The organism is Streptomyces sp. NPDC047706, from assembly GCF_043204795.1.
GTDB lineage: Bacteria > Actinomycetota > Actinomycetes > Streptomycetales > Streptomycetaceae > Streptomyces.
On the sequence record NZ_JBIDCW010000004.1, the window covers coordinates 23496 to 48783 of the forward strand.

15 protein-coding genes and 1 pseudogene are annotated in these 25288 nt (G+C 72.3%); 6 read left to right on the forward strand and 10 right to left on the reverse strand.

Annotation, left to right across the window (positions count from 1 at the left end):
- The first annotated feature begins 606 nt into the window (after nt 1-606).
- Complete coding sequence (locus tag ACGF8A_RS05620; RefSeq protein ID WP_393104559.1) at nt 607-5532, forward strand: NAD-glutamate dehydrogenase; 4926 nt, start codon at nt 607-609, stop codon at nt 5530-5532.
- Nucleotides 5533-5601: 69 nt separating this feature from the next.
- On the opposite strand, the gene ACGF8A_RS05625 is transcribed toward ACGF8A_RS05620, so the two are convergent.
- Both ACGF8A_RS05625 and ACGF8A_RS05630 read right to left on the reverse strand, forming a co-directional pair.
- Nucleotides 5602-6477, reverse strand: a complete 876-nt coding sequence (locus ACGF8A_RS05625) for an ABC transporter ATP-binding protein (RefSeq protein WP_393105129.1) — start codon at nt 6475-6477, stop codon at nt 5602-5604.
- On the reverse strand, nt 6452-7381 hold the full coding sequence (locus ACGF8A_RS05630) for an ABC transporter permease (protein WP_393104561.1): 930 nt from the start codon (nt 7379-7381) through the stop codon (nt 6452-6454). The genes ACGF8A_RS05625 and ACGF8A_RS05630 overlap by 26 nt, the downstream gene beginning before the upstream one ends.
- A gap of 187 nt (nt 7382-7568) precedes the next feature.
- Between ACGF8A_RS05630 and ACGF8A_RS05635 the strand changes: the two genes are divergently transcribed.
- A complete protein-coding gene (locus tag ACGF8A_RS05635; protein WP_393104563.1) occupies nt 7569-8195 on the forward strand; it encodes a TetR/AcrR family transcriptional regulator in 627 nt (208 codons plus the stop codon).
- A gap of 121 nt (nt 8196-8316) precedes the next feature.
- On the opposite strand, the gene ACGF8A_RS05640 is transcribed toward ACGF8A_RS05635, so the two are convergent.
- From ACGF8A_RS05640 to ACGF8A_RS05650, 3 genes are all read right to left on the reverse strand, one after another.
- Nucleotides 8317-9252: an ADP-ribosylglycohydrolase family protein gene (locus tag ACGF8A_RS05640; protein ID WP_393104565.1), complete on the reverse strand. Its 936-nt coding sequence runs from the start codon at nt 9250-9252 to the stop codon at nt 8317-8319.
- Nucleotides 9249-10241 (reverse strand): UDP-glucose 4-epimerase GalE, encoded by a 993-nt coding sequence (galE, locus tag ACGF8A_RS05645; protein WP_393104567.1) that lies wholly within the window; start codon nt 10239-10241, stop codon nt 9249-9251. The genes ACGF8A_RS05640 and galE overlap by 4 nt, the downstream gene beginning before the upstream one ends.
- Nucleotides 10242-10388: 147 nt before the next feature.
- Complete coding sequence (locus ACGF8A_RS05650) at nt 10389-10856, reverse strand: MarR family winged helix-turn-helix transcriptional regulator (RefSeq protein ID WP_393104569.1); 468 nt, start codon at nt 10854-10856, stop codon at nt 10389-10391.
- A gap of 121 nt (nt 10857-10977) precedes the next feature.
- On the opposite strand from ACGF8A_RS05650, the gene ACGF8A_RS05655 reads away from it, so the two are divergent.
- Complete coding sequence (locus ACGF8A_RS05655; RefSeq protein WP_393105131.1) at nt 10978-11391, forward strand: organic hydroperoxide resistance protein; 414 nt, start codon at nt 10978-10980, stop codon at nt 11389-11391.
- Nucleotides 11392-11424: 33 nt separating this feature from the next.
- Here ACGF8A_RS05655 and ACGF8A_RS05660 read toward each other — a convergent pair.
- From ACGF8A_RS05660 to ACGF8A_RS05680, 5 genes and pseudogenes are all read right to left on the reverse strand, one after another.
- Nucleotides 11425-12471: pseudogene (locus ACGF8A_RS05660) on the reverse strand (glycosyltransferase); the annotation flags it as partial.
- Nucleotides 12472-13068: 597 nt separating this feature from the next.
- On the reverse strand, nt 13069-13962 hold the full coding sequence (locus ACGF8A_RS05665) for a carbohydrate ABC transporter permease (RefSeq protein WP_393104571.1): 894 nt from the start codon (nt 13960-13962) through the stop codon (nt 13069-13071).
- Entirely contained in the window at nt 13959-15308 is a 1350-nt protein-coding gene (locus ACGF8A_RS05670; RefSeq protein ID WP_393104573.1) for a carbohydrate ABC transporter permease, read from the reverse strand. The genes ACGF8A_RS05665 and ACGF8A_RS05670 overlap by 4 nt, the downstream gene beginning before the upstream one ends.
- A 7-nt stretch (nt 15309-15315) precedes the next feature.
- A complete protein-coding gene (locus ACGF8A_RS05675; RefSeq protein ID WP_393104575.1) occupies nt 15316-16698 on the reverse strand; it encodes an ABC transporter substrate-binding protein in 1383 nt (460 codons plus the stop codon).
- Nucleotides 16699-16849: 151 nt separating this feature from the next.
- A complete protein-coding gene (locus ACGF8A_RS05680) occupies nt 16850-20545 on the reverse strand; it encodes an FHA domain-containing protein (RefSeq protein ID WP_393105133.1) in 3696 nt (1231 codons plus the stop codon).
- 376 nt (nt 20546-20921) lie between these two features.
- On the opposite strand from ACGF8A_RS05680, the gene ACGF8A_RS05685 reads away from it, so the two are divergent.
- The 3 genes from ACGF8A_RS05685 to prfB all read left to right on the forward strand — a co-directional run bounded on the left by ACGF8A_RS05685 (nt 20922) and on the right by prfB (nt 25181).
- Nucleotides 20922-22616: a protein kinase gene (locus ACGF8A_RS05685; protein ID WP_393104577.1), complete on the forward strand. Its 1695-nt coding sequence runs from the start codon at nt 20922-20924 to the stop codon at nt 22614-22616.
- A gap of 101 nt (nt 22617-22717) precedes the next feature.
- The gene (locus ACGF8A_RS05690; RefSeq protein ID WP_393104579.1) at nt 22718-23953 is read left to right on the forward strand and encodes a serine/threonine-protein kinase; all 1236 of its coding nucleotides are present in this window, start codon (nt 22718-22720) and stop codon (nt 23951-23953) included.
- A 121-nt stretch (nt 23954-24074) separates the two neighbouring features.
- On the forward strand, nt 24075-25181 hold the full coding sequence (gene prfB, locus ACGF8A_RS05695) for a peptide chain release factor 2 (protein ID WP_393104581.1): 1107 nt from the start codon (nt 24075-24077) through the stop codon (nt 25179-25181).
- Nucleotides 25182-25288 lie beyond the last annotated feature (107 nt).

Below are 25288 nucleotides of genomic sequence, written 5' to 3' on the forward strand. Positions count from 1 at the left end.
CCTGTGAGGTGGCTGTGCGTGCGGACTCACTGCCAACGTGCCTCGCATGCGGCGGCTTGCCTAGGGGACGCGCCGGTTTCCGGTCCCGTCCGTCCCGCTGCGGCGGCGGTGCCGGAGCGCAGTGGAGTACGCCGGAGTGGAGGAATTGCGCCGGATACGACGACTCCCCGCGCCCCGCCCCTGTGCAGACTGTCAAAGTTCCACCCCCGGTTTTGTACACATACGGCTCATGACGGACCCCGGGTAAGGAGCGATAGCCTTGTGGCGTGATCAGCGCGATAGTTCGCGGGGGCCTCCGTGTCCCTGCCCTGCGCCCGGAGAGCATGGAAGACATCCGTGTCCGGGCGGCGGTCGCTGGTCCTCGCGGGCGGGGCGGGGCTTTCGAGGGCCCCGCGGTTTCGCGCACACACCGGGAGCGGCTGCCGTCGACAGCGGCACCACATGCCCCGGGCGCGTGGGAAATGGCTGATATCCCCCCGCTCATCTCACCTTGCGGCATAGCGTCGGAACGGACCGGACACCCCGCGTCACGACGTCGCGTCGGAGGGCCGGAGACCGTACTTCCTTCTACGTCACGCAACGGCGCGCGACAGGAGCCAGAGGACAATGCAGACCAAGCTGGACGAAGCCAAGGCCGAGCTGCTCGATCGGGCCGCCCGGGTAGCTGAGAACAGCCCGGTCGGGGGGCACCTACCGACTGGGACGACGGAGCACGGCACCCCGGACCGGGCCGCCGTACTCGCGTTCCTCCAGCGCTACTACCTGCACACCGCCCCGGAGGACCTTTCCGACCGCGACCCGGTCGACGTCTTCGGAGGCGCCTACTCGCACTACCGACTGGCCGAGAACCGCCCTCAGGGCACGGCGAACGTCCGGGTGCACACCCCGACGGTCGAGGAGAACGGCTGGACGTGCAGCCACTCCGTGGTCGAGGTCGTCACCGACGACATGCCGTTCCTGGTCGACTCCGTCACCAACGAGCTGACCCGGCAGGGCCGAGGCATCCACGTGGTGATCCACCCGCAGATGGTGGTGCGCCGCGATGTCACCGGCCGGCTCATCGAGGTGCTCACCACCACGCCCACCGGTGACCTCCCGCACGACGCGCACGTCGAGTCCTGGATCCACGTCGAGATCGACCGCGAGACCGACCGCTCGGACCTGAAGCAGATCACCACCGACCTGGTGCGCGTCCTGTCCGACGTCCGTGAGGCCGTCGAGGACTGGGGCAAGATGCGGGACGGCGCGCTGCGGATCGCCGAGGGGCTGCCCGACGAGCCCGTCGCCGGTGATCTGCCGCCGCAGGAGATCGAGGAGGCCCGCGAGCTGCTGCGCTGGCTGGCCGCCGATCACTTCACGTTCCTCGGCTACCGCGAGTACGAGCTGCGCGACGACTCGCTCGGCGCCGTCCCCGGCACGGGCCTCGGCATACTGCGTGCGGACCCGCACCACGAGGCAGGCGAGAGCCACCCGGTCAGCCCGTCCTTCGAGCGGCTGCCCGCCGACGCCCGCGCCAAGGCCCGGGAGCACAAGCTGCTCGTCCTGACCAAGGCGAACAGCCGGGCGACCGTGCACCGGCCGTCGTACCTGGACTACATCGGCGTCAAGAAGTTCGACGAGCGGGGCAACGTCGTCGGTGAGCGGCGCTTCCTGGGCCTGTTCTCCTCCGCCGCCTACACCGAGTCCGTCCGCCGGGTGCCGGTCATCCGCCGCAAGGTCGAAGAGGTCCTGAGCCGGGCCGGGTTCTCGCCCAACAGCCACGACGGACGCGACCTGCTGCAGATCCTGGAGACGTACCCGCGCGACGAGCTGTTCCAGACCCCGGTCGACGAGCTGCAGGCCATCGTCACCTCGGTGCTGTATCTCCAGGAGCGGCGCCGGCTGCGGCTGTACCTGCGCCAGGACGAGTACGGCCGCTACTACTCGGCCCTCGTCTACCTCCCCCGCGACCGCTACACCACCGGCGTCCGGCTGCGGATCATCGACATCCTGAAGGAGGAGCTCGGCGGCACCAGTGTCGACTTCACCGCCTGGAACACCGAGTCGATCCTCTCCCGGCTGCACTTCGTCATCCGTGTCCCGCAGGGCACCGAGCTGCCGCAGCTGTCCGACGCCGACAAGGAGCGCATCGAGGCCCGCCTGGTCGAGGCCGCCCGCTCCTGGCTGGACGGCTTCTCGGAGGCGCTGAACGCCGAGGTCGGCGAGGAGCGCGCGGCCGAGATGCTGCGCAGCTACCACAACGCCTTCCCCGAGGGCTACAAGGCCGACCACAGCCCGCGCGCCGCGGTCGCCGACCTGGGCCATCTCGACCGGCTGGACGAGGAGAACAACTTCGCGCTCAGCCTGTACGAGCCGGTGGGCGCCGGCCCCGACGAGCGTCGTTTCAAGATCTACCGCAAGGGCGACGCCGTCTCCCTGTCCCGCGTCCTGCCGGTGCTCAACCGGCTCGGCGTCGAGGTGATGGACGAGCGGCCCTACGAGCTGCGCTGCGCGGACCGCAGCGTCGCCTGGATCTACGACTTCGGTCTGCGCATGCCCAAGGCGCAGACCGGCGCGGACTACCACGGCGACGACGCGCGCGAGCGGTTCCAGGAGGCGTTCGCCGCCAGCTGGACCGGCAAGGCGGAGAACGACGGCTTCAACGCCCTCGTGCTGAGCGCCGGGCTGACCTGGCGGCAGGCGATGGTGCTGCGGGCGTACGCGAAGTACCTGCGCCAGGCGGGCTCGACGTTCAGCCAGGACTACATGGAGGACACCCTCCGCAACAACGTCCACACCACCCGGCTGCTCGTCTCCCTGTTCGAGGCGCGGATGTCGCCGGAGCGGCAGCGCGCCGGGCACGAGATCGTGGACGCCCTGCTGGAGGAGCTGGAGGCCGCCCTCGACCAGGTCGCGAGCCTGGACGAGGACCGGATCCTGCGGTCCTTCCTCACCGTGATCAAGGCGACCCTGCGCACGAACTTCTTCCAGGAGGCGTGGGGCGGCCGGCCGCACGAGTACGTGTCGATGAAGTTCGACCCGCAGGTCATCCCGGACCTGCCGGCGCCGCGCCCGGCGTTCGAGATCTGGGTGTACTCGCCGCGCGTCGAGGGCGTGCACCTGCGCTTCGGCAAGGTCGCGCGCGGTGGCCTGCGCTGGTCGGACCGCCGTGAGGACTTCCGCACCGAGATCCTCGGCCTGGTCAAGGCGCAGATGGTGAAGAACACCGTCATCGTGCCGGTGGGCGCCAAGGGCGGCTTCGTCGCCAAGCAGCTGCCGGACCCGTCGGTGGACCGCGACGCGTGGATGGCGGAGGGCATCGCCAGCTACCGGACGTTCATCTCGGCGCTGCTCGACATCACCGACAACATGGTGGCCGGCGAGGTCGTCCCGCCCGCCGACGTCGTCCGGCACGACGAGGACGACACGTACCTCGTGGTCGCCGCCGACAAGGGCACCGCGACGTTCTCGGACATCGCCAACGAGGTCGCCCAGCAGTACAACTTCTGGCTCGGCGACGCCTTCGCCTCCGGCGGCAGCGCGGGCTACGACCACAAGGGCATGGGCATCACCGCCCGCGGCGCCTGGGAGTCCGTCAAGCGGCACTTCCGGGAACTCGGCGTCGACACGCAGACCGAGGACTTCACGGTCGTCGGCATCGGCGACATGTCGGGTGACGTCTTCGGCAACGGCATGCTGCTGAGCGAGCACATCCGCCTGGTCGCCGCCTTCGACCACCGGCACATCTTCCTCGACCCGGACCCGGACGCGGCGACCTCGTACGCGGAGCGCCGCCGTCTGTTCGAGCTGCCGCGCTCGTCCTGGGAGGACTACAACACCGGCCTGCTGTCGGCGGGCGGTGGCATCTTCCCGCGCAGCGCCAAGGCCATCCCGGTCAACGCGCACATCCGCGCGGCCCTCGGCATCGAGGAGAAGGTCACCAAGCTGACCCCGGCCGACCTGATGCGGGCGATCCTCAAGGCGCCGGTGGACCTGCTGTGGAACGGCGGCATCGGTACGTACGTCAAGGCCTCCACCGAGACGCACGCGGACGTCGGCGACAAGGCCAACGACGCCATCCGCGTCGACGGCGCGGACCTGCGGGTCAAGGTCGTCGGCGAGGGCGGCAACCTGGGCCTGACCCAGCTGGGCCGGATCGAGTTCGCGCTGCACGGCGGGCGGATCAACACCGACGCCATCGACAACAGCGCGGGCGTGGACACCTCGGACCACGAGGTGAACATCAAGATCCTGCTGAACAGCCTGGTCACCGACGGCGACATGACCGTCAAGCAGCGCAACCGGCTGCTCGCCGAGATGACCGGCGAGGTCGGCCACCTGGTCCTGCGCAACAACTACGCGCAGAACACGGCGATCGCGAACGCCCTCGCCCAGTCCAAGGACATGCTCCACGCCCAGCAGCGCTTCATGCGCCACCTGGCGCGCGAGGGCCACCTCGACCGGGCGCTGGAGTTCCTGCCCACCGACCGCCAGATCCGCGAGCGGCTCGCCCAGGGACAGGGCCTGACCAGCCCGGAGACGGCCGTCCTGCTGGCGTACACGAAGATCACGGTCGCCGAGGAGCTGCTGCACACCTCGCTGCCCGACGACGCGTACTTGCACGGCCTGCTCTACGCGTACTTCCCGAGCGCGCTGCGCGACCAGTTCCCGGAGCACATCGAGAGCCACCCGCTGCGCCGCGAGATCACCACGACCGTGCTGGTCAACGACACGGTCAACACCGGTGGCACGACGTATCTGCACCGGCTGCGCGAGGAGACCGGTGCGTCGCTGGAGGAGATCGTCCGGGCGCAGACCGCGGCCCGCGCGATCTTCCGTTCGTCGCCGGTGTGGGACGGGGTCGAGGCCCTCGACAACAAGGTCGACGCGACCGTCCAGACCCGGATCCGGCTGCACTCCCGCCGTCTGGTGGAGCGTGGCACGCGCTGGCTGCTGAACAACCGGCCGCAGCCGCTCCAGCTCGCCGAGACGGTCGACTTCTTCGCCGAGCGCGTCGAGCAGGTCTGGTCGCAGCTGCCCAAGCTGATGCGCGGCGCGGACCTGGAGTGGTGGCAGAAGATCTACGACGAGCTGACCGCCGCCGGTGTGCCGGACGAACTCGCCACCCCGGTGGCCGGTTTCTCCTCCGCCTTCCCGACGCTCGACATCGTCTCGGTGGCCGACCGTACGGGCAAGGAGCCGCTGGACGTCGCCGAGGTCTACTACGACCTCGCCGACCGGCTGGGCATCACCCAGCTCATGGACCGCATCATCGAGCTGCCCCGCGCCGACCGCTGGCAGTCCATGGCCCGTGCGGCCATCCGCGAGGACCTGTACGCGGCCCACGCGGCGGTCACGGCGGACGTTTTGGCGGTGGGCGACGGCGCGGCGACGCCGGAGCAGCGGTTCAAGGTGTGGGAGCAGAAGAACGCGGCGATCCTGAGCCGGGCGCGCACCACGCTGGAGGAGATCCAGGGCTCCGACTCGTTCGACCTGGCGAACCTGTCGGTGGCGATGCGGACGATGCGGACGCTGCTGCGGACGCACTCGTAGGTCTCGGTACGACAGGTGAGGGCGCCCCGGGCCGGGAACGGCTCGGGGCGCCCTCGCTCGGGTCGGGTGTCAGGACGGCTGGGGCACCTGTGGTGCCGGCGCCTTGGGCTTCGGCTTGGGCCTGGGCTTCTTGTCCCCGGTGAAGGCCTCGTACTCCTTCATGACCTCCTCCGTGGGTCCGTCCCTGCGCAGTTCACCGCGTTCCAGCCACAGCACCCGCTCGCAGGTGTCGCGGATGGACTTGTTGTTGTGGCTGACCAGGAAGACCGTGCCCGCGTGCTTGCGCAGCTCGCGGATACGGGCCTCGGAGCGCTTCTGGAAGGAGCGGTCGCCGGTGGCGAGGGCCTCGTCGATGAGCAGGACGTCGTGGTCCTTGGCGGCGGCGATGGAGAACCGCAGGCGGGCGGCCATGCCGGAGGAGTACGTCCGCATGGGCAGGGTGATGAAGTCGCCCTTCTCGTTGATGCCGGAGAAGTCGACGATCTCCTGGTAGCGCTCCTTGACCTGCTCGCGTGTCATGCCCATCGCGAGGCCGCCGAGGTGGACGTTGCGCTCGCCGGTGAGGTCGTTCATCAGGGCGGCGTTGACGCCGAGGAGGGAGGGCTGGCCGCCCGTGTAGATCCGGCCCCTCTCCACGGGGAGCAGGCCGGCGACGGCCTTGAGCAGGGTCGACTTGCCGGAGCCGTTGGTGCCGATCAGGCCGATGGCCTCGCCGCGGTACGCGACGAAGGAGACGTCTCGGACCGCGTGCACGGTGCGGACGCCGGCCGCCTTCTCGGCCTTCTGACGGCGCAGCATGCGGTTGAGGGCGGCGGTGGCGGAGCCCCGGCCGCCTCCGGTGCCGTTGACCCGGTAGACGATGTCGACATGGTCGGCGATGACGGTGGGGATCTGGTCGGGAGCGGTCCCGGTGGGGTTCTCAGCCACGGCCGTAGGTCTCCTCAGCCTTCCAGAAGTAGATGAAGCCGCCGATGCCGGCGAGCAGGGCCCAGCCCGTGGCGAGCATCCAGACATGGTCGGGCAGCTGGCTCGCCTGGAAGCTGTCGATCAGCGCGAAGCGCATCAGGTCGATGTAGATGGCAGCGGGGTTGGCCTGGAGCACCGGGCCGACCCAGCCCGGGAGGTCGTCGTGCCGGCTGAGCAGGTGGTCGATGCTCCACATCACGCCGGACACGTACATCCAGGTGCGCAGCACGAACGGCATCAGCTGGGCGATGTCCGGTGTCCTGGCGCCCAGCCGGGCCATGATCATCGAGACGCCCGCGTTGAACGTGAACTGCAGGATCAGGGCAGGGATCGCCAGCACCCAGGAGACGGCGACCGGGACGCCGAAGACGAGGAGGATGACGACCAGGGCGGCCATCGAGAACAGCAGCTGCTGGAGCTGCTGGAGGCAGAAGGAGATCGGCAGGGCCGCGCGCGGGAAGTGCAGGGCGCGCACCAGGCCGAGGTTGCCGGAGATGGCACGGGTGCCGGCCAGGATCGAGCTCTGCGAGAAGGTCCAGATGAACACGCCCGTGACCAGGAACGGGACGTAGTCCGGCACGCCCTCCTTGGTCTGCAGCAGCACACCGAAGATCAGGTAGTAGACGGCCGCGTTCAGCAGCGGGGTCATGACCTGCCAGACCTGGCCGAGCTTCGCCTGGCTGTACTGGGCGGTGAGCTTGGCCGTCGAGAACGCCGCGATGAAGTGGCGGCGGGCCCACAGCCGGCGGACGTACTGGGGCAGGGAGGGGCGGGCGCCGCTGACCGTGAGGCCGTGGCGGGCGGCGAGGGCCGCGAAGTCGTCGTCGGCCGGGGCCGTGGTGCGGGCCGTCGCCGGGGGCGGTGCGTCGAGGACCTGGCTCACATCCGCTGCTTTCGGTGGAGAGGGTGGGGGTGCGACGGGCGATCCGGGCAAGCGCCCCCCGGCGTTTGCCTGCGCGTCCCATGACGTTCTCTTACGTCGGGACGGGACCGTATCGTCGCAACGCGAGCGTAGGCCTTTCGTGCGTCGGAACGCAACCGTTTCGTCGTGACGCCCCTATGCTGTCCGCATGACGACGAACGCCGACGGGCCCCAGCCGCGAACGCGCCGCCGGACGCCGGCCGGGGCGGCCGTGCTCCGGGCGGACGTCACGGAAGCCATCCGGGCGGCGGTCTTCGAGGAACTCGCGGCCGCCGGCTACGCGCGGATGTCGATCGAGGGCATCGCCCGCCGGGCCGGAGTCGGCAAGACCGCGGTGTACCGGCGCTGGCGCTCCAAACTGCACCTCGTGCTGGACGTCGTCTCGGCGATCGCCGTGCAGGGGCTGCCCGTCCCGGACACCGGCTCCCTGGAGGCGGACCTCCGGCTGCTGTACGAGGTGACGTCCCGGGCGCTGCGGCACCCCGTGGCCTCGCAGATCATCCCCGACCTCCAGGCGGAGGCGGCCCGCAACCCCGAGATCGCCGAAGCCCTCCAGAAGGCCTTGCGCGAGGGGCAGGAGGGCGTCGCCAGCAAGATCGTGGCCGCGGCGGAGAAGCGCGGCGAGGTGGGCGCGGGCTACGACCCGAACCTCGCCCTCGACCTGATCTCCGGCCCGCTGTACTGGCGCTCGGTGGTCATCCGCAGCCCCAGACTCCCCAAGGGCTACCTGGCTTCCCTGGCCCGCTCGACGGCGGCGGCGCTCAAGGCACTGTGACCGCGAGGGCCCCACGCCCTACGCCCTACGCCCACGCCCTGCGCCCCACGCCAACGCCCTGCGCCCACGCTCTACGCCCCATGCCCCACGCCCTGTGCCCCCACGCCCCGCGCGCCACGACTCAGCTCGCCAGCCGCCGAGCCAGTTCCGTCAGCTCCGGCGCCCGTAGCACCCGCTCGCCGAAGCCGGGCAGCGGCACGTGCAGGCCATCGGTCCAGCGGCCGGGGATCGTGTCGGCGCCGTACACCGCCCCGGCGAGCCCACCCGTGACGGCCGCGACCGTGTCCGTGTCGCCGCCGAGGTCGATCGCCGCGCGCACGGCGTCCTCGTACGACGCCGTGGTCCGCACGGCCCACAGGGCGGAGCCGAGGCAGGGCCACACGGCTCCGTTGAACTCGGTCGCCAGGCCGGGATGCCAGTCGCAGTCGCACACGACCGCGAACCGCTCGCGATGCCCGGGACGGACGTGCGCGAGAGCCTCAGGTACGGCCTTCAGCGGGTCGCCGCCATTGAGCGCGATCCGCACCAGCTCGTGGAAGACCGCCGTGCCCTCCCATGCCGCCCGGTCTCCGTGCGTCAGGGCGGCCAGCCGGCGGGCGGCGTCCATGGTGGTTTCCCTGCCGTGGGGCGCGAAGTACACCGCGGACGTGGCGGCCCGCATCAGCGCGCCGTTGCCCGCGGCCCGCTGGTTCACCTGGAAGTGCAGCGCGGCGGCCGTGTCCCAGGGGTCGCCGCTGGTCAGCACGGCCTCGGTCTGCAGGCCGATGTCCTTCGGCCCGGCGGCGGCCCACCGCTGGAACCGGTTGTAGACGTCCGGCAGGTCCAGTCCGCCGCGTAGCAGCAGGGACTCGCCGGTGAGCACGGCCATCTGTGTGTCGTCGGTCGCCTCGCCCGGATCCCAGCCGCCGCCCCCGCACATCTCGCCCTGCCCGGGCGCCGGGAAGCGGGCGGAGAAGGCGCCTTCGGGGCCGAACTCGAAGGGCGCGCCCAGGGCGTCGCCGACGGCCGAGCCGACGACGGCGCCCAGTGCACGGTTCAGGCGACGAGCGTCGTTCATCCCCGCGGGCTGCCCTGCGCCGCCTCCGGATGGCGGTGCAGCCAGCCCTCCCAGGCCGTCGTGATCATGTCCTGGACGTCGTGGCGGGCCTTCCAGCCCAGCTCCGTGGTGATGCGGTCGGCGGAGGCGACGACGCGGGCGGGGTCGCCGGGGCGGCGGGGGGCGATCGTCGGGGGGCGGTGGTGGCCGGTGGTCTCGTTGATGCGGGTGATCATGTCGCGGACCGAGACGCCCTCGCCGCGGCCGATGTTGAGGGTGAGTTCGCGGCCGGGGGCGGCCTGGAGGGCGCGGGCGACGGTCACATGGGCCTCCGCCAGGTCGGCCACGTGGATGTAGTCACGGACGCAGGTGCCGTCGGGGGTCGGGTAGTCGTCGCCGAAGACGCGCGGGGCCGCGCCCTCGGTGAGCTTCTCGAAGACCATGGGCACGAGGTTGAAGACGCCCACGTCCGCGAGTTCCGGGCTCGCCGTGCCCGCCACGTTGAAGTAGCGCAGGGAAGCCGTGGCAAGGCCCGTCGCCCGGCCCGTGGCCCTCACCAGCCACTCACCGGCCAGCTTCGTCTCGCCGTACGGGCTCATCGGCAGGCACGGTGTCTCCTCCGTGACGAGGTCCACGTCCGGCATGCCGTAGACCGCCGCCGAGGAGGAGAAGACGAAGGAGGCGACGCCCGCCGCGGTGACCGCTTCCAGCAGGACGCGCAGGCCCTCGACGTTCTCCCGGTAGTAGTGCAGGGGCCGCTCCACCGACTCCCCCACCTGCTTCTTCGCCGCCAGGTGGACGACCCCGGTGATCTGGTGGTCCGCCAGGACGCGGCTCAGCAGCGCACCGTCCAGGGTGGAGCCGGTCACCAGGGGGACGTCGTCCGGGACGCGTTCCGCGATGCCGGTGGACAGGTCGTCGTACACGACCGCCCGCTCGCCCGCCTCCGTCATCGCCCGTACCACGTGTGCACCGATGTAACCGGCGCCGCCGGTGATCAGCCAGGTCATCCGCGGCCGTCCCCTCGTCCGTTGCCCCGTGTCCGTCCGCCCCACAGTGAAGCAGGTGACCCGACGTCCGCCGCACGCGTGTCACCTTTCGCGCGAAGGTGACACAGCCGGCACGGGCATCCGGCCGGCGTGGCGGGACTGCGTGGCCTACGCGTCCGACTCGGCCTCCGCCGCCGCGTCGAGCGCCGCTGTCAGCCGGTCCAGGCGGGCCCCCAGGTCGCGGATCTCGTCCACATCGAACCCGGTCGCCGCCGCGATCCGCTGCGGCACCTGAAGTGCCCGCTCCCGCAGCGCGTCCCCCTCCCCGGTCAGCCGCACCTGGACCGAGCGCTCGTCACGCACGCTGCGCTCGCGCCGTACCAGGCCGGCCGCCTCCAGTCGCTTGAGCAGCGGCGACAGGGTGCCGGAGTCGAGGCGCAGGCGCTCGCCCAGCCTCTTCACCGGCACCTCTCCGTCCTCCCAGAGCACCAGCATCACCAGGTACTGCGGATAGGTGAGTCCGAGGTCCTTCAGGACCACGCGGTACATGCCGCCGAAGGCGCGCGAGGCCGCGTTCAGGGTGAAGCAGATCTGTCGGTCGAGGCGGAGCCACTCCGCAGCGGACGTGGTGGTCATGCTTCCAGGGTAGCCCGGCCCGTCACTTAGTTGTGGGCAATTGAATTGTGTGCTCTACTTCCTGGTGTCGGACCGGCAGGACGGATCGCCGGTACATCACCTAACAGGGATGGTCCTTTCCATGGACGTGCTGTACACCGCTGTCGCCACCTCCACCCACGGCCGCGAGGGGCGTTCCGTCTCCTCCGACGGCAGGCTCGACCTCCAGATGGCCGTACCGACGGAGATGGGGGGCAACGGCCAGGGCACCAACCCCGAGCAGCTCTTCGCGGCCGGGTACTCCGCCTGTTTCGCCGGCGCCCTCGGCGTGGTCGGCCGGATGGCCAAGGTCGACCTGAGCGACGCCGCCGTCACCGCCGAGGTCGGCATCGGCAAGCAGGGCGAGGGCTTCGGGCTCGCCGTCACCCTCCGCGTCGAGCTGCCCGACGCCGTGGACGCCGCGACCGGCCGCAAGCTCGTCGAGCAGGCCCACCAGGTCTGCCCCTACTCCAACGCCACCCGCGGCAACATCCCGGTCGAGCTCGTCGTCGAGTAGTGGCCGGCCGCGGAGCGTCGGGGCGGGCAGCGCCCGCACCGCGAGGAACGCCGTGTAGGCGCCGGCCCCCAGCAGCCGCATCCGCAGCCCAGGAGGCCGGTGCCCGGCGGGCCGGTACCGCCGGTACAGCACACCCGCCTGCCGGAAGAAGGCCCGCCGCCGGCGCGGAGGCAGCCGCCGCGCATCGGCGGCCACCTCCACCACCACGGCGAAGAGCTGGTCGAAAAGCGCCCGGGACCGCGCCGCCGACACCCGCGCTGCGCCCGCCTGGAACAGCGCCGGCTCGATCTGGTCCAGCAGATCGAGCCGGCGCTCGCCAGGGGTGTCGAGCAGGCTCCCGCGCGCCCGCACCAGATGCCGCACGACCACCGACGGCAGCACGGCCACCCGCTCCGCCAGTACCGTCACCACGCCGCCCCAGCCGAGGTCGGTGAAGTGGCCGTAGGGGAAGGCGAGTTGGTGCACGGCCAGGAACCCGCGCCGATAGGCGGCGCTCCACACCGGCCGGTTCACCACCGTGAGCCAGGGCGCCGCGTCGGGGTGGAAGGTTCCTGCGGGGGCGGGCGGCAGGGCGACGAGCCGGACGGCCCACCGTTCCCGCCCGGCCCGCCCGGCCCACTGTTCCCGCACCGCCCGCCCCGCTTGAGTGGCGGCGGCAGGCGGTTCCTGTGCGGTCCGCCCGGTCATCCGTTCCCGCACCGCCCGCCCGGTCACCCGCTCGTGCGCGAAGTGCAGTACGTCCACCGGCCCCGTCTGCCGCAGCCGGGCGTCCAGCGCCGCGAGCGCCCCCGGGACGAGGACGTCGTCGCCGTCGAGGAACAGCACATAGGAGCCCGACGCCGCCCGCAGTCCGGTCGTGCGGGCCGCGCCCAGACCGGCCGAGGGCGGTGAGTACGCCGGTCTCAGCCGGCGGTCCCGCGCGGCGTACCCGGCGGTCATGTCCGCCGCGGGAGCCTCCGGCTCGTCGCACACCGTGATCAGTTCGAAGTCGCCGAAGGACTGGTCCAGAACCGACTCCAGGGCCCGGGCCAGCAGGCTCCCGACTCCGTGCGAGGGAACGATGATGCTGAAACGGGGCATGCAACTCTTTCCGTTTTCGTCATCCTTGCTCGGCGGGAGGCGCGCGCCTCGGGCCGTGGAGGTCCCGTCGGGCGGCCCGCCGCGGACCGGGCGCGAAACGTCCGGGCCGCCCCGACGGCGGCCGGGTGGACGGCCGCGACGGGGTGGGTCGCGACGAACTGCTGGGCACAGGGACTCCCGGTAGGTGAAACGGCCGTCAGTGGCTTTCAGTGACGGCCAGGTGGCCAGAAGGTTGCGGAACGGTGGCTGCCGGGCGATGGGTCCGAGATGCGGCGGCGGACTGCACGGGCCGCCGCGCCTCCAGCGGCACCACCGGCGGCGGGTCCGCCTCGGCCTCCCCGCGCCCGACACGGCGTACGACGCGCCCGGCGGCGTGCCCGTCGTCGTACGCGGTGCGCCCGCACCTGGTACGCGGGTCGACAGCACTGGACCTGGGCAAGGGGGCGTCCATGGGGCGGCGGGTCTGCGCGGGCGTTCTGCCCGGGAACGGCCGATGAGCCGAATTGGTTACTTTGTGTACAGCATCCGGGCGATTTCGCCGGGAACGCGGTGGGGCGGGCCGTTGTCCGGCCCGCCCCAAGATCGATGAATGTGCCGCTACTTCACCGCGCCCGCCATCACGCCGGACACGAACTGCCGCTGGAACGCGAAGAAGACGGCCAGCGGAATCACCATCGAGATGAACGCACCGGGCGCGAGCACGTCGATGTTGTTCCCGAACTGCCGTACCTGCGTCTGCAGCGCCACCGTGATCGGCTGGCTGCCGGAGTCGGTGAACACCAGCGCCACCAGCATGTCGTTCCACACCCACAGGAACTGGAAGATGCCCAGGCTCGCGATCGCCGGCCCGCCGAGCGGCATCACCACCCGGGCGAACAGCCGCAGTTCACCGGCGCCGTCCAGCCGCGCCGCCTCCAGCAGCTCGCGCGGGATCTCCGCGAAGAAGTTCCGCAGCAGGAACACCGCGAAGGGCAGTCCGAAGCCGACGTGGAACAGGATCACGCCGAGCATCGAGCCGAACAGCCCGATGTTCCCGAAGAGTTCGGCGATCGGGATCAGCGCCACCTGCACCGGGACGACCAGCAGGCCGACCACGCCAAGGAACCACCAGTCCCGGCCCGGGAACTCCATCCACGCGAAGGCGTACCCGGCGAGCGAGCCGATGACCACCACCAGCACGGTCGCCGGGACCGTGATCAGGACCGTGTTCAGCAGCGAGTCGGTGATGTCGCCGTTGCTCAGCAGCTTGTCGTAGCTCTCGAAGGTGAGCTGGGCCGGCGCGGTGAACACCGTCCACCAGCCGCTCTCGTTCATGTCCGCAGGGGTGCGCAGGGACGAGAGCAGCAGACCGATGGTCGGCACCAGCCAGAACAGGCCGACGACGATCAGGAAGACCCGCATCAGACCGCCGCCGACGCCCTCCGCCAGGCGCGCGCCGAGGGACGCCTTGCGCGGCCCCGGTTCCGTGCGCTTGCCGAGGTGTGTGGTCATCGCCGCACCTCCCGCCTGAGCCTGCGGATGTTGAACCACATCACCGGAATCACCAGGAGCAGCAGGAAGACCGCGATGGCGCTCGCGACACCCGGCTGGTCCTCGGAGAAGCCCTTGCGGTAGAGCTCCAGCGCGAGGACGTTCGCGTCGTCCTGGGAGGAGCCCGGAGCGATGATGAAGACCAGGTCGAAGACCTTCAGCACATTGATCATCAAGGTGACGGCGACGACCGCGAGGACGGGCGCGAGCAGCGGCACGGTGACCCGCCGGAACACCTGCCACTCGTTGGCCCCGTCGACCCGCGCCGCCTCCAGCAGCTCACGTGGCATCCCCGCCAGCCCGGCGGCGATCAGCACCATCGCGAAGCCCGCCCACATCCAGATGTACGACCCGATGATGGCGGGTGTGACCAGCGACGGGCCGAGCCAGTCCAGGCCGTTGTACGGCTCCTCGAAGTTGTCGGCGGGCAGCCGCAGCCGGGCTCCGTCGGCGGCGGCCGAAAGCGTGAAGGTGCCGTCGCCGGCCGCGGTGGCCGTGGCGACCACCTCGCCGTCCTTGACCGCCTCGATCCGCATGCCGGGATAGCCCAGTTCGGAGGGGTCGGGGGCGCCGAGGGTGCCGACGCCCTCACCGCGCGTGAAGTCCTGCCAGGTGGTGCCGGTGACCTTGCCCGGATCGGCCTGTGCCGGCACCGCCTTCGCGGCGTCGTCGGGCATCTGGTCGGGGGCGACACCCACCAGGGGCAGGACCACCGGCTCGCCGAGGCGGACCGGCTCCTTGGTGACGAAACCGCCGTCGTCCGCCGTCAGCGGCGAATCCCGGCCGGGGTGCGCCTTCGGGAACGCCGACGACTGGGCGAACGTGTCGTGCACGCCCACCCACACCGCGTTCGCGACGCCCTTGTCCGGGTCCTGGTCGTAGACGAGACGGAAGATGATGCCCGCCGCGAGCATCGAGATCGCCATCGGCATGAAGACGACCAGCTTGAACGCCGTGCCCCAGCGCACCCGTTCGGTCAGGACCGCGAAGATCAGCCCGAGCGCGGTCGCCACCGTCGGCGCGAACACCACCCAGATGATGTTGTTCTTCAGCGCCGTACGGATGCCGTCGTCGGTGAACAGGGCCTGGTAGTTGTCGAATGCGGCGAAGCCGTCGCCGGACTGGTCGTAGAAGCTGCGGACGACCGAGTACCCGATCGGGTAGACCACGAGCGCGCCGAGCAGCACCAGAGCGGGCAGCAGGAACAGCGCTGCCACGGTCCTGCGGGTGCCGGTCACGCTCTTGCGACTACGGGGAGGGGTCCCGGCCTTGGTGGGCGGGACCCCTCCCGCGGATGCCGGAGCCATGGCCGGCTCAGTCTCCGTACGCCGCGGCCGCGTCGGCCTCCAGCTGTTCCTGGGTGCCCTTGATGTCCTTCGGGTTCTTCAGGAAGTCCTGCAACGCCTTCCACTCACCCTTGCCGGGCGTGCCGCCGAAGGCCTGCGGGGCCTGGTCGGACATGTCGAAGCGGAAGTCGTCACCGGCCGCGACCAGTGCCTTCGCCATCTCCTGCTGCACCGCGTTCGGATACGCCTTCGGGTCCACGTTCTTGTTCGGCGACAGATAGCCGCCGAGCCTGGCCTGGATGGTCGCCGCGTCCGGCGAGGCGAGGAACGTGGCCAGGGCCTGCGCGGCCTTCGAGTCCTCCAGGATCACCGCCGCGTCACCACCGGAGACGACCGGCTCGGTGTCGCCCACCCTCGGGAACGCGAACACCTTGGCGTCGGTGCCCACTTCCGCTTCCGTCTCGGCGATGTTGACCTGGACGAAGTCGCCCTCGTAGACCATGGCGGCCTTCGGCTGGTCGCCGCCGGTGAAGGTCTGTGTGACGGAGGCCGGGAACTCCGTCTGGAGCGCGCCGTTCGCGCCGCCCGCGATGTAGTCGGCCTTGCCCCAGATCTGCGCCAGCGTCGTCAGGGCCTCGGTGACGGACGGGTCCGTCCACTTGATCTCGTGCTTGGCCAGCTGGTCGTACTTCTCGGGGCCGGCCTGCGAGAGGTAGACGTTCTCGAACCAGTCGGTCAGCGTCCAGCCGTCGGCGCCGCCGACCGAGAACGGCGTGACACCGGAGTCGTAGATCGTCTGGGCGGTGGTGAGCAGGTCCTCCCAGGTCTTGGGCTCCTCGGCACCGGCGTTCTCGAAGACCTGGGTGTTGTACCAGATCAGCGACTTGTTGGCGGCCTTGTAGTAGACGCCGTACTGCTTGCCGTCGACCTTGCCGAGGTCCTGCCAGCCCTGCGAGTAGTTCTTGCCGAGCTGCTCCTGGGCCTCGGTCCCGACCGGCTTGGCCCAGCCCTTGTCCACGGCCTGCTGGATGGCGCCGACCTGCGGGAGCATCGCGATGTCCGGCGGCGCGCCGCCCGCGATCTTCGAGCCGAGGAAGTTGATGATCGGGTCCTGCGCGGGCACGAAGGTCACCTTGGCGCCGGTCCGCTTCTCGAACTCCTGAAGCACCTTCTTGAAGTTGGCCTGCTCCGGGCCGGTCCAGACGGCGGCGACCTCCAGGGTCTCGCCGTCGAGCTTGGGGAGTGTGACGGTGGTGGCGGTCTCGTCCGTACCGCCGCTGCCTTCGTTTCCGCTGTCGTCGTCGCCTCCGCAGGCGCTGAGCGAGAGCGCGAGCGCTCCCGCCAGCGCGGCCGCGGCGGCGCGGGCGGTCCTGCGTGTCCGGGTGCGGCTGGTGGTGATGCTCCTGTGCATTACGGCCCCGTTCTTCGTCCTCGTCGAACGTTCGAGCGCTGTCCCGTGGGACTGGTCTACGCCGGGTCCGTGGGGTCGGCAAGAGCGCCTGCCGTGTCAAGACGGTGATCGTGACCGCGTCGTGACTGTCGGCGGGCGCTGCGGGCGGCGCCTACAGCAGCGACGGCACCTGAGAGGCGGACACCTCCCGGGCCGCCCGCTCCAGCGCGCTCGCCAGGAGGGCCAGGTCCGTGGGCCCGTTGCCCAGTTCGCGGACCTGGCGGCGGGCGGGCGGGTCGCCCATGCGGTGCCATTCCAGCGGGACGACGGTGGGCCGCAGGGTCGCCGTACGCGGGATCCGACCGGTGACCCGGCCGCCCTGGAACGGCGTGATCCGTCCGTCGGGATGCGTCAGCCGGCCCCGGCCGGGCGCCGGTTCGTCGGGTCCGGGCGTGGGCGCGTCGAGGGTGACGCGCAGCGAGGCCCGCCGGACGGGCTCGGTCTGCGCCGTACGGCCCCCCTGTCCCGCGGCGGCCACCAGGTGCACGCCCAGCCGGTCACCCTCGCGGGCCACCGCGTCCAGCGCACGCGTCACGGACCCGGCGGCGGGCCGGCCCGGGGAGCCCAGCGGGGGCGAGACGAGGGCGTCGAGGTCGTCGACGACCACGACGAGGCGGGGCAACGGGGGCACGCCGTCCGTCGGGCGACGGGGAGCGGCCGGGCGCAGCCGCAGGGTGGCGCTGGGCGGGGTGTCCAGGTCACCGGCCCCGACGTCGCCACCGGCGGTGTGCGCCGTGCGCTGGCTGACCATCCGGCCCGACACCTCGCGCCCGGTGTGCCACTCGGCGAAGTGCGAACGGCCGAGCAGCTCGGCACGGCGCTTCAGCTCCGCCGACAGGGACTGGGCGAACTCCCGCATGCGGACCGGGTCGTTGGCGAGCAGGTGCGTCGTGACGTGCGGGATGTCCATGCACGGGTGCAGCCCGTCGCCGTGCCCGCTGCCCGCGCCCACGCTGTCCCGGCCGTCCATCAGCACCAGGCTCAGGCGGTCGGGCCGCTCGGCGGCGGCGAGCGAGGCGACGACGGCCCGCAGCAGTTCCGTACGCCCGCTGCCGGGCGGGCCCTCGATCAGCAGGTGCGGTCCCTCGCCCACGAGGTCGGCGGCGACCGGACCGCGGGGGCCGGCGCCGAGGACGGCGTGCGCCCGGCCGCCGAGGGCGTCGGTGTCGTCCGCGGCGTCCGCCCAACGAGCCATGAGGGAGGCGGGGGTGGCCCGCGCCAGGCCCAACTCGTCGAGCAGGCGGGAGGCTTGGGGGAGGGGGGCGCTGACGCGCGCGAGCCGGGTGCCGGTGCCGGACGCCTCGGTGCGCAGCGGGGCGAGGGCGCGGGCGAACCGCTCGGCCCAGGCGGGGGACACGGCGTCCACGGCGCCGACCGTGCCGTGGCCGACGGGGGCGGGGCGGGAGGTGACGGCACCTGGTGCGGATCCGGGCGCGGAACCGGTGGTCCTGCTTCCGGACCCGGACCGCGACCCGGCTGGGGTTCCGGCCCCGGCCCCGGTCCCGGTCCCGGTCCCTGTTTCGGTTCCAGTTCTTGCTCCGGTTCCGGTCCCTGCTCCGGTTCCGGTTCCCGCTCGGGCGATGCGGAGCAGGCGGAGCGCGGTCGCCACATCGCCGCTGAGCAGGGCGACGGCCCCGCACTCACGGAACGCCGGGGCCGAGGCGCAGGCGGCCTCGAAGGTCTCGGCGACCGGGGAGGCAGGGGAAGCGGAGGCGGTCTCGGCGAGGCAGACGACATGGATGCCGGCGCGCGGGCCGTCCAGGGCCAGCCGTGCCACCGCCTCGCGGAGACCGGCGCCACCGGGGTCGCCGTCGACGACGAGGACGGTGAAGGGGCCGGGGAAGCCGGCCGGGTCCGCGGAGCCGGCCGGCGAGTCGTCGGGGCGGGCCCAGGACGGGCGGCGGGGCGCGGCGGCCGGGGCGGGGTCCGGCATCCCGCCGTCTTCGGGGTGCCGTGCGCCCATGGACGCGCCGGCCTTCGCGGTGGCGCCGCCCCGCTCCATGAGGTGGTCGTCCAGGCGGCGCAGGAGCTCGTCGGTGCGGGCCGCGGCCTGTTCGCGGTCGTGGGCGAGGAGCAGGCGGCAGTCCTGGCCGTGGGCCGGGCGCAGATGCGGGAGCCAGCCGAGCCAGGACCACTCGGCGGTGCGCTCCTCCAGAGGGCGGGCGCGGTCCGTGCTGATCAGGACGATTTCCAGGACGTCGGGGGAGTGCAGCGCGGCGAGTTGTGCCACCACCGCGCGCGCGAGACCGGCCAGGCGGGGCCGCGGACCGGCCAGACCCAGGGCACCGGCCTCACGCAGATCGGCGGTGACCGGCACGGCGGGCAGCAGCCCCGAACCGTCCGGCGCCGCCCGGTCGGCCGTACCGAGCCGCACGGTGAGCGCCTCGGGGTGACCCGGCCCGCGCTCCCACAGCCGGGGACCGGGACCCAGCGCTGTCAGCAGCAGGGCGGCCGGGTCCGGCCAGATCTCCTTGGCGTCGGCACGCACGGGTGAGTGCACGGCGCCGCCGGCCTGCTCGTCGCCGTACGCCTCCTGCCCGGCCGGCTCCTGCTCGGCGCCGCGCCCGCCGGCCAGCCGCCGCGCCCACGCCGTGAGCCCACCGCGCCTGCGCACCCCCTGCGGTACGTCGGTGCCGCGCAGCGGCGTGCCTTTGCGGTGGCCCGTGCCACCGGTGCCGGCGGGGGCGTCGGGCAGGTCGGCGCCGAGCCGTCCGCCGTGCGTCCCGTCACCGCAGGGTGCGGCGGGGCCGGGGCCCGGGTGCTGCGGACCGGCGTCGCGGCTCTCGACGCGGGGCGCCTTGCCCTGCTCGGGCACGAGGGGCGCCGCCACGGGCGAGTGCTCCCTGGCCCGGGGCTCGGGGCCGGGCGCCCCGGGGCGCGGTTCGTGGGGGGACGGGGTCCCTGCCGGTTGTGCGTCCCGGTCCGCGGGAGTCAGGTCGTGAGCCGTGCCCGGTGCACCGGCCCCTCGGTCCTGCGGTGCGGCGCCCCGCACGCCGGCCGGGCCGCCCCCCGGGACGCCCCAGCCCCCGGCAGCCCCGTAGGCATGCCCGGTGCTCGCGGACGGCCCGCCTGCCGGCACCCCGGCGGCTCCGGCCGGGGACGGCCCGTCGCTCGTCCCGACCCGCACGCATCCCTCCCCGTCGGGCGTGGTCCCCACCCGCCGGCCCGGCCCTCCGGGCGGTGCCAGCCGCAGCGTGGACTCCCCGATCCGCAGGAGCGCCCCGGGTGTGAAGCGCACCGGACGGCTGCCCACCCGGGTGCCGTCGAGCGTCGTGCCGTTGGTGGATTCGAGGTCGGTGACCGAGACCCGGCCGTCCGCGCTCAGGGTCACCGCGCAGTGGACGCGGGAGACATCGGGGTCGTCGAGCGGGACGTCGGCCTCCGCGGAGCGGCCGACGCGGATCTCGCCGCCGTGCAGCAGATGGACGCCGCCGGCGTCCGGCCCGGCGATCACGTCGAGGCGGGCCGGGGCGTCCTCCAGCTCGGGATGGGGCTCCGGGGCCGCCGGGCCGCCCACGGACAGCACCGCGCCGTCGAGCAGCGGGGGCTCGCCCAGGGTGCAGCGCTGCGCATCGAGGCGCTCCGCACCGGCGTACAGCACCACGGGCCCCGACGGGACGTCGCCGCAGGCCGCCGCGGCGAGCCCCGAGGCCACCGCGGACAGGGCCGTGCCGGCGGGCGCCGTGACCAGCACGTCGCGGGCCGTTCCCCGGCCGCGCGGCGCCGGTGGTCCCCCCTGCTCCGGCGAGGCCGAGAGCTCGGGGGCGGGCGGGCCCAGCGGGTCTACGACGGTCAGCCGGATCTGCATCGCCGTCAGCGGTCCCTTCTGCACGGGCGCGGAGGTCCCCCACCCCACACGAGCACGTCGGCCAGTACTGCACGCATCCTCGCACCTGCCACTGACAACGCGCCCGCCGCTCCGGAAAAGGTGATCTTGATTGGTCGGCTCTGCCCGTAAAAGTGCCTGCCCAGGGCGGCACCGGCGATCGGTTGAGATCGGTCACGTCCGCTTCCGGCAACCACAGGACACAGGCGAGCGTCCTTCCTTCGAACGCGTGCGGGAACCAGTACCGAACGCGTGCAGTAACAAGTAGGCGGTAAGCACAGCGGACGACCGCCCGCCCCCGCCCATCGCGGCACTACAGTGGGTCGGACCATGCAAGCAAGCAGCAGGGAGCCATGACGTGCGGCCGGTAGGGAGCAAGTACCTCCTTGAGGAGCCGCTGGGGCGCGGCGCCACGGGCACCGTCTGGCGAGCCCGCCAGCGGGAGACGGCAGGGGCCGAGGCGGCCGTGCCCGGGCAGCCCGGTGAGACCGTCGCGATCAAGGTCCTCAAGGAGGAGCTCGCGAGCGACCCCGACATCGTGATGCGGTTCCTGCGCGAGCGGTCCGTGCTGCTCCGCCTGACGCATCCGAACATCGTGCGGGTCCGTGACCTGGTCGTGGAGGGCGATCTGCTGGCCCTGGTCATGGACCTCGTCAACGGTCCCGACCTGCACCGCTACCTGCGCGAGAACGGCCCCCTCACGCCCGTCGCCGCCGCGCTGCTCACGGCGCAGATCGCCGACGCGCTGGCCGCCAGCCACGCCGACGGCGTCGTGCACCGCGACCTCAAGCCGGCGAACGTGCTGCTCAAGCAGGACGGCGGCCAGATGCACCCGATGCTGACCGACTTCGGCATCGCCCGCCTCGCGGACTCGCCCGGCCTGACCCGCACCCACGAGTTCGTGGGCACGCCCGCGTACGTCGCGCCGGAGTCCGCCGAGGGCCGCCCGCAGACCTCCGCCGTCGACATCTACGGCGCCGGCATCCTGCTGTACGAGCTGGTCACCGGCCGGCCGCCGTTCTCCGGCAGCTCGGCCCTGGAGGTCCTGCACCAGCACCTGAGCGCCGAGCCCCGCCGCCCCTCCACCGTTCCCGAACCGCTGTGGACGGTCATCGAGCGCTGTCTGCGCAAGAACCCCGCGGAGCGGCCCAGCGCCGAGAACCTCGCGCGCGGGCTGAGGGTCGTCGCCGAGGGCGTCGGCGTGCACGCGAACTCCGCGCAGATCGCCGCCGCCGAGGGCGTCGCCGCGCTCCTCGCGCCCGACCCGGCTCCGGCGACCGTACCCGGTACGCCCGGAGCGGCCGACCCGACGCAGGTGCTGCCGCACGGCACGCCCGGGTACGACCCGAACGCGGCGACCAGTGTGCTGCCGCACACCGGGGGCCCGGCGGGCGCCGCCGACCCCACCGCCGTCCTGCCGAACACCGGTCCCGCAGGTGCCGACCCGACCCAGGTGCTGCCGCACGGGCAGCAGCCCGAGCAGCCGCACCCCTGGCAGAGCCAGCTGCGCGCCGCGCGCGACCGCAACGAGCAGACGCAGGTCCAGTACCTCGACCCCGACGAGGACCCGCTGCGCCGCCGCCCGCAGCGGCAGGTCGCCCGCCCGCAGCAGCAGCCGCGGGCTCAGCAGCGCCAGCAGCAGCGCCCCCCGCAGGGGCCGCCGCCGGGCTACGGCTACCCGCAGCAACAGCAACAGCAACAGCAGCCGCAGCAGTACGCCCCGCAGCGCCCGCAGCCGCAGCGGTACGCCCCGCCGCCCACGCCCGAGCCCCAGAGGCCGGTGCGCGAGCCGAGGCAGCCGCGGCAGCGCAGCGCCAATCCGATGCGGATCCCGGGACTCGGCTGCCTGAAGGGATGTCTGTTCACCATTCTCATCCTGTTCGTGGCCGGCTGGCTGATCTGGGAACTGAGCCCGCTGCAGGAGTGGATCGGCACCGGCAAGAGCTACTGGGACCAGCTCACGGACTGGTTCAGCACGGTCACCGAGTGGATCGGGGACCTCGGTGGCTCCGGGGCACCGGAGGCTCCGGTACGTCCACCCAGTAGCGGGTGAGTTGTTTTGTCGACACCTGGCGGGTGATTTCCGCCTCCGCGGTGAAGGTTGCCTCCCCGGACGCGTAGTTTTAGCGACAACACGCGTCTGTAGGAGCAGCCTTGGCACGGAAGATCGGCAGCCGGTACACCGCACACCAGATCCTGGGGCGGGGCAGCGCCGGCACGGTGTGGCTGGGCGAGGGACCCGAGGGGCCCGTCGCCGTCAAGCTGCTGCGTGAGGATCTCGCCTCCGACCAGGAGCTCGTCGGGCGCTTCGTCCAGGAGCGGACCGCCCTGCTCGGCCTCGAGCACCCGAACGTCGTCTCCGTCCGCGACCTGGTCGTGGACGGCAACGATCTCGCGCTCGTCATGGACCTGGTCCGGGGCACGGACCTGCGCACCCGGCTGGACCGGGAGCGGCGGCTGGCGCCCGAGGCGGCGGTCGCGATCGCGGCGGACGTCGCGGAGGGGCTGGCGGCGGCACACGCGGCGGGGGTCGTGCACCGGGACGTGAAGCCGGAGAACGTCCTGCTGGACATGCAGGGCCCGCTCGGCCCCGGCGGTTCGCACCGCGCGCTGCTGACGGACTTCGGCATCGCCAAACTGATCGACTCCCCGCGCCGGACCAGGGCCACGAAGATCATCGGCACGCCGGACTATCTGGCGCCGGAGATCGTGGAGGGCCTCCCGCCCCGGGCCTCGGTGGACATCTACGCGCTCGCGACCGTGCTCTACGAGCTGCTGGCCGGCTTCACCCCCTTCGGCGGCGGCCACCCGGGCGCGGTCCTGCGCCGCCATGTCACCGAGACCGTCGTACCCCTGCCCGGCATTCCTGAGGAGCTGTGGCAGCTGCTGGTGCAGTGCCTGGCGAAGGCGCCGGCGTCGCGGCTGCGGGCGTCCGAGCTGGCCGCACGGCTGCGGGAGCAGCTCCCGCTACTGCGCGGGATGCCGCCGCTCGACGTGGACGAACCGGACACGGAGCCCGAGGAGCCCGCCGAGCCGCCGTCGTGGGGGCAGCCGCAGCCTTCGGCAGGGGTCCGCAGGGGCGCGGTCCCGCTGGTCCCCGGCGCGAAAACCGACTCCAACCGTGACACCCATACGTCGATGAGGGTCCCGGCCCCCGACGAGCTGGCAGGCGGCGCGCGCGGCACCGCCCGTGCCCCCCGCACCGCGGGCGCCCCCCGCCCCGGCTCGGCCCGGCACCGCTCCACCACCCGGCGCCGCCGCCTGATCCTGGCCGGTGCGGCGGTCGCCCTGGCCGCGGCCGCGGGCACCGGCGCGTGGCTCGCGACGTCGCAGGAGGAGGCCGGCACGACCCCGCCCGACCTGAACAACACGGCCCCGGCGTCTCCCTGAGGCGAGCGCCGAAGCGGGGGCCCGGGGGCGGAGCCCCGCGCGAGGCACGCGCCGGCGCCCGGTGCGCCGGGGCCCTGCGCCACCGGCACTGGCTTCCCGGCGGAGCCGTTACGCTGGGAGCGTGGCAGTCGTCGATGTATCCGAAGAGCTCAAGTCCCTCTCCTCGACCATGGAGTCGATCGAGGCCGTCCTGGACCTCGACAGGATGAGGGCAGACATCGCCGTGCTCGAGGAGCAGGCGGCCGCGCCGTCCCTCTGGGACAACCCGGACGAGGCGCAGAAGATCACCAGCAAGCTCTCCCACCTCCAGGCCGAGGTCAGGAAGGCGGAGGCGCTGCGCGGGCGGATCGACGATCTCGCGGTGCTGTTCGAGATGGCCGAGGAGGAGGACGACCCGGACACCCGCTCCGAGGCGGAGTCCGAGCTCGCCGCCGTCCGCAAGGCACTGGACGAGATGGAGGTGCGGACGCTTCTCAGCGGTGAGTACGACTCCCGGGAAGCGCTCGTGAACATCCGCGCCGAGGCCGGTGGCGTCGACGCCGCCGACTTCGCCGAGCGCCTCCAGCGGATGTACCTGCGCTGGGCCGAGCAGCACGGCTACAAGACCGAGGTCTACGAGACCTCGTACGCGGAGGAGGCGGGCATCAAGTCCACCACCTTCGCGGTGCAGGTGCCGTACGCCTACGGCACCCTCTCCGTCGAACAGGGCACGCACCGCCTGGTGCGCATCTCGCCCTTCGACAACCAGGGGCGCCGGCAGACCTCCTTCGCCGGTGTCGAGGTGCTCCCCGTCGTCGAGCAGTCCGACCACGTCGAGATCGACGAGTCGGAGCTGCGCATCGACGTCTACCGGTCCTCCGGCCCCGGCGGCCAGGGCGTCAACACGACCGACTCCGCCGTGCGTATCACGCACATCCCGACCGGCATCGTCGTCTCCTGCCAGAACGAGCGCTCGCAGATCCAGAACAAGGCCACCGCCATGAACGTCCTCCAGGCCAAGCTGCTGGAGCGGCGCCGCCAGGAGGAGCAGGCCAGGATGGACGCCCTCAAGGGCGACGGCGGCAACTCCTGGGGCAACCAGATGCGTTCGTACGTCCTGCACCCGTACCAGATGGTCAAGGACCTGCGCACCGAGCACGAAGTCGGCAACCCGGAGGCCGTGTTCAACGGTGAGATCGACGGGTTCCTGGAGGCCGGAATTCGCTGGCGCAAGCAGCAGGAGAAGTAAGAGAAGCGTTTTGTCGACAAGGCAACTGCCGCCGCAGAGGCGGCAGTTGCCTTTTCCATGCCTGGATGTCTGGGTTTTACATCACACTCACACGCTTCAACGCCTGG

Bases quoted from the DNA above. Each gene is read 5' to 3' on its own strand.
- ACGF8A_RS05655 (WP_393105131.1), top strand. From the start codon at position 10,978: ATGGACGTGCTGTACACCGCTGTCGCCACCTCCACCCACGGCCGCGAG.
- ACGF8A_RS05675 (WP_393104575.1), bottom strand. From the start codon at position 16,698: ATGCACAGGAGCATCACCACCAGCCGCACCCGGACACGCAGGACCGCC.
- galE (WP_393104567.1), bottom strand. From the start codon at position 10,241: ATGACCTGGCTGATCACCGGCGGCGCCGGTTACATCGGTGCACACGTG.
- ACGF8A_RS05665 (WP_393104571.1), bottom strand. From the start codon at position 13,962: ATGACCACACACCTCGGCAAGCGCACGGAACCGGGGCCGCGCAAGGCG.
- ACGF8A_RS05640 (WP_393104565.1), bottom strand. From the start codon at position 9,252: ATGAACGACGCTCGTCGCCTGAACCGTGCACTGGGCGCCGTCGTCGGC.
- ACGF8A_RS05670 (WP_393104573.1), bottom strand. From the start codon at position 15,308: ATGGCTCCGGCATCCGCGGGAGGGGTCCCGCCCACCAAGGCCGGGACC.
- ACGF8A_RS05635 (WP_393104563.1), top strand. From the start codon at position 7,569: ATGACGACGAACGCCGACGGGCCCCAGCCGCGAACGCGCCGCCGGACG.
- ACGF8A_RS05650 (WP_393104569.1), bottom strand. From the start codon at position 10,856: ATGACCACCACGTCCGCTGCGGAGTGGCTCCGCCTCGACCGACAGATC.
- ACGF8A_RS05680 (WP_393105133.1), bottom strand. From the start codon at position 20,545: ATGCAGATCCGGCTGACCGTCGTAGACCCGCTGGGCCCGCCCGCCCCC.
- ACGF8A_RS05620 (WP_393104559.1), top strand. From the start codon at position 607: ATGCAGACCAAGCTGGACGAAGCCAAGGCCGAGCTGCTCGATCGGGCC.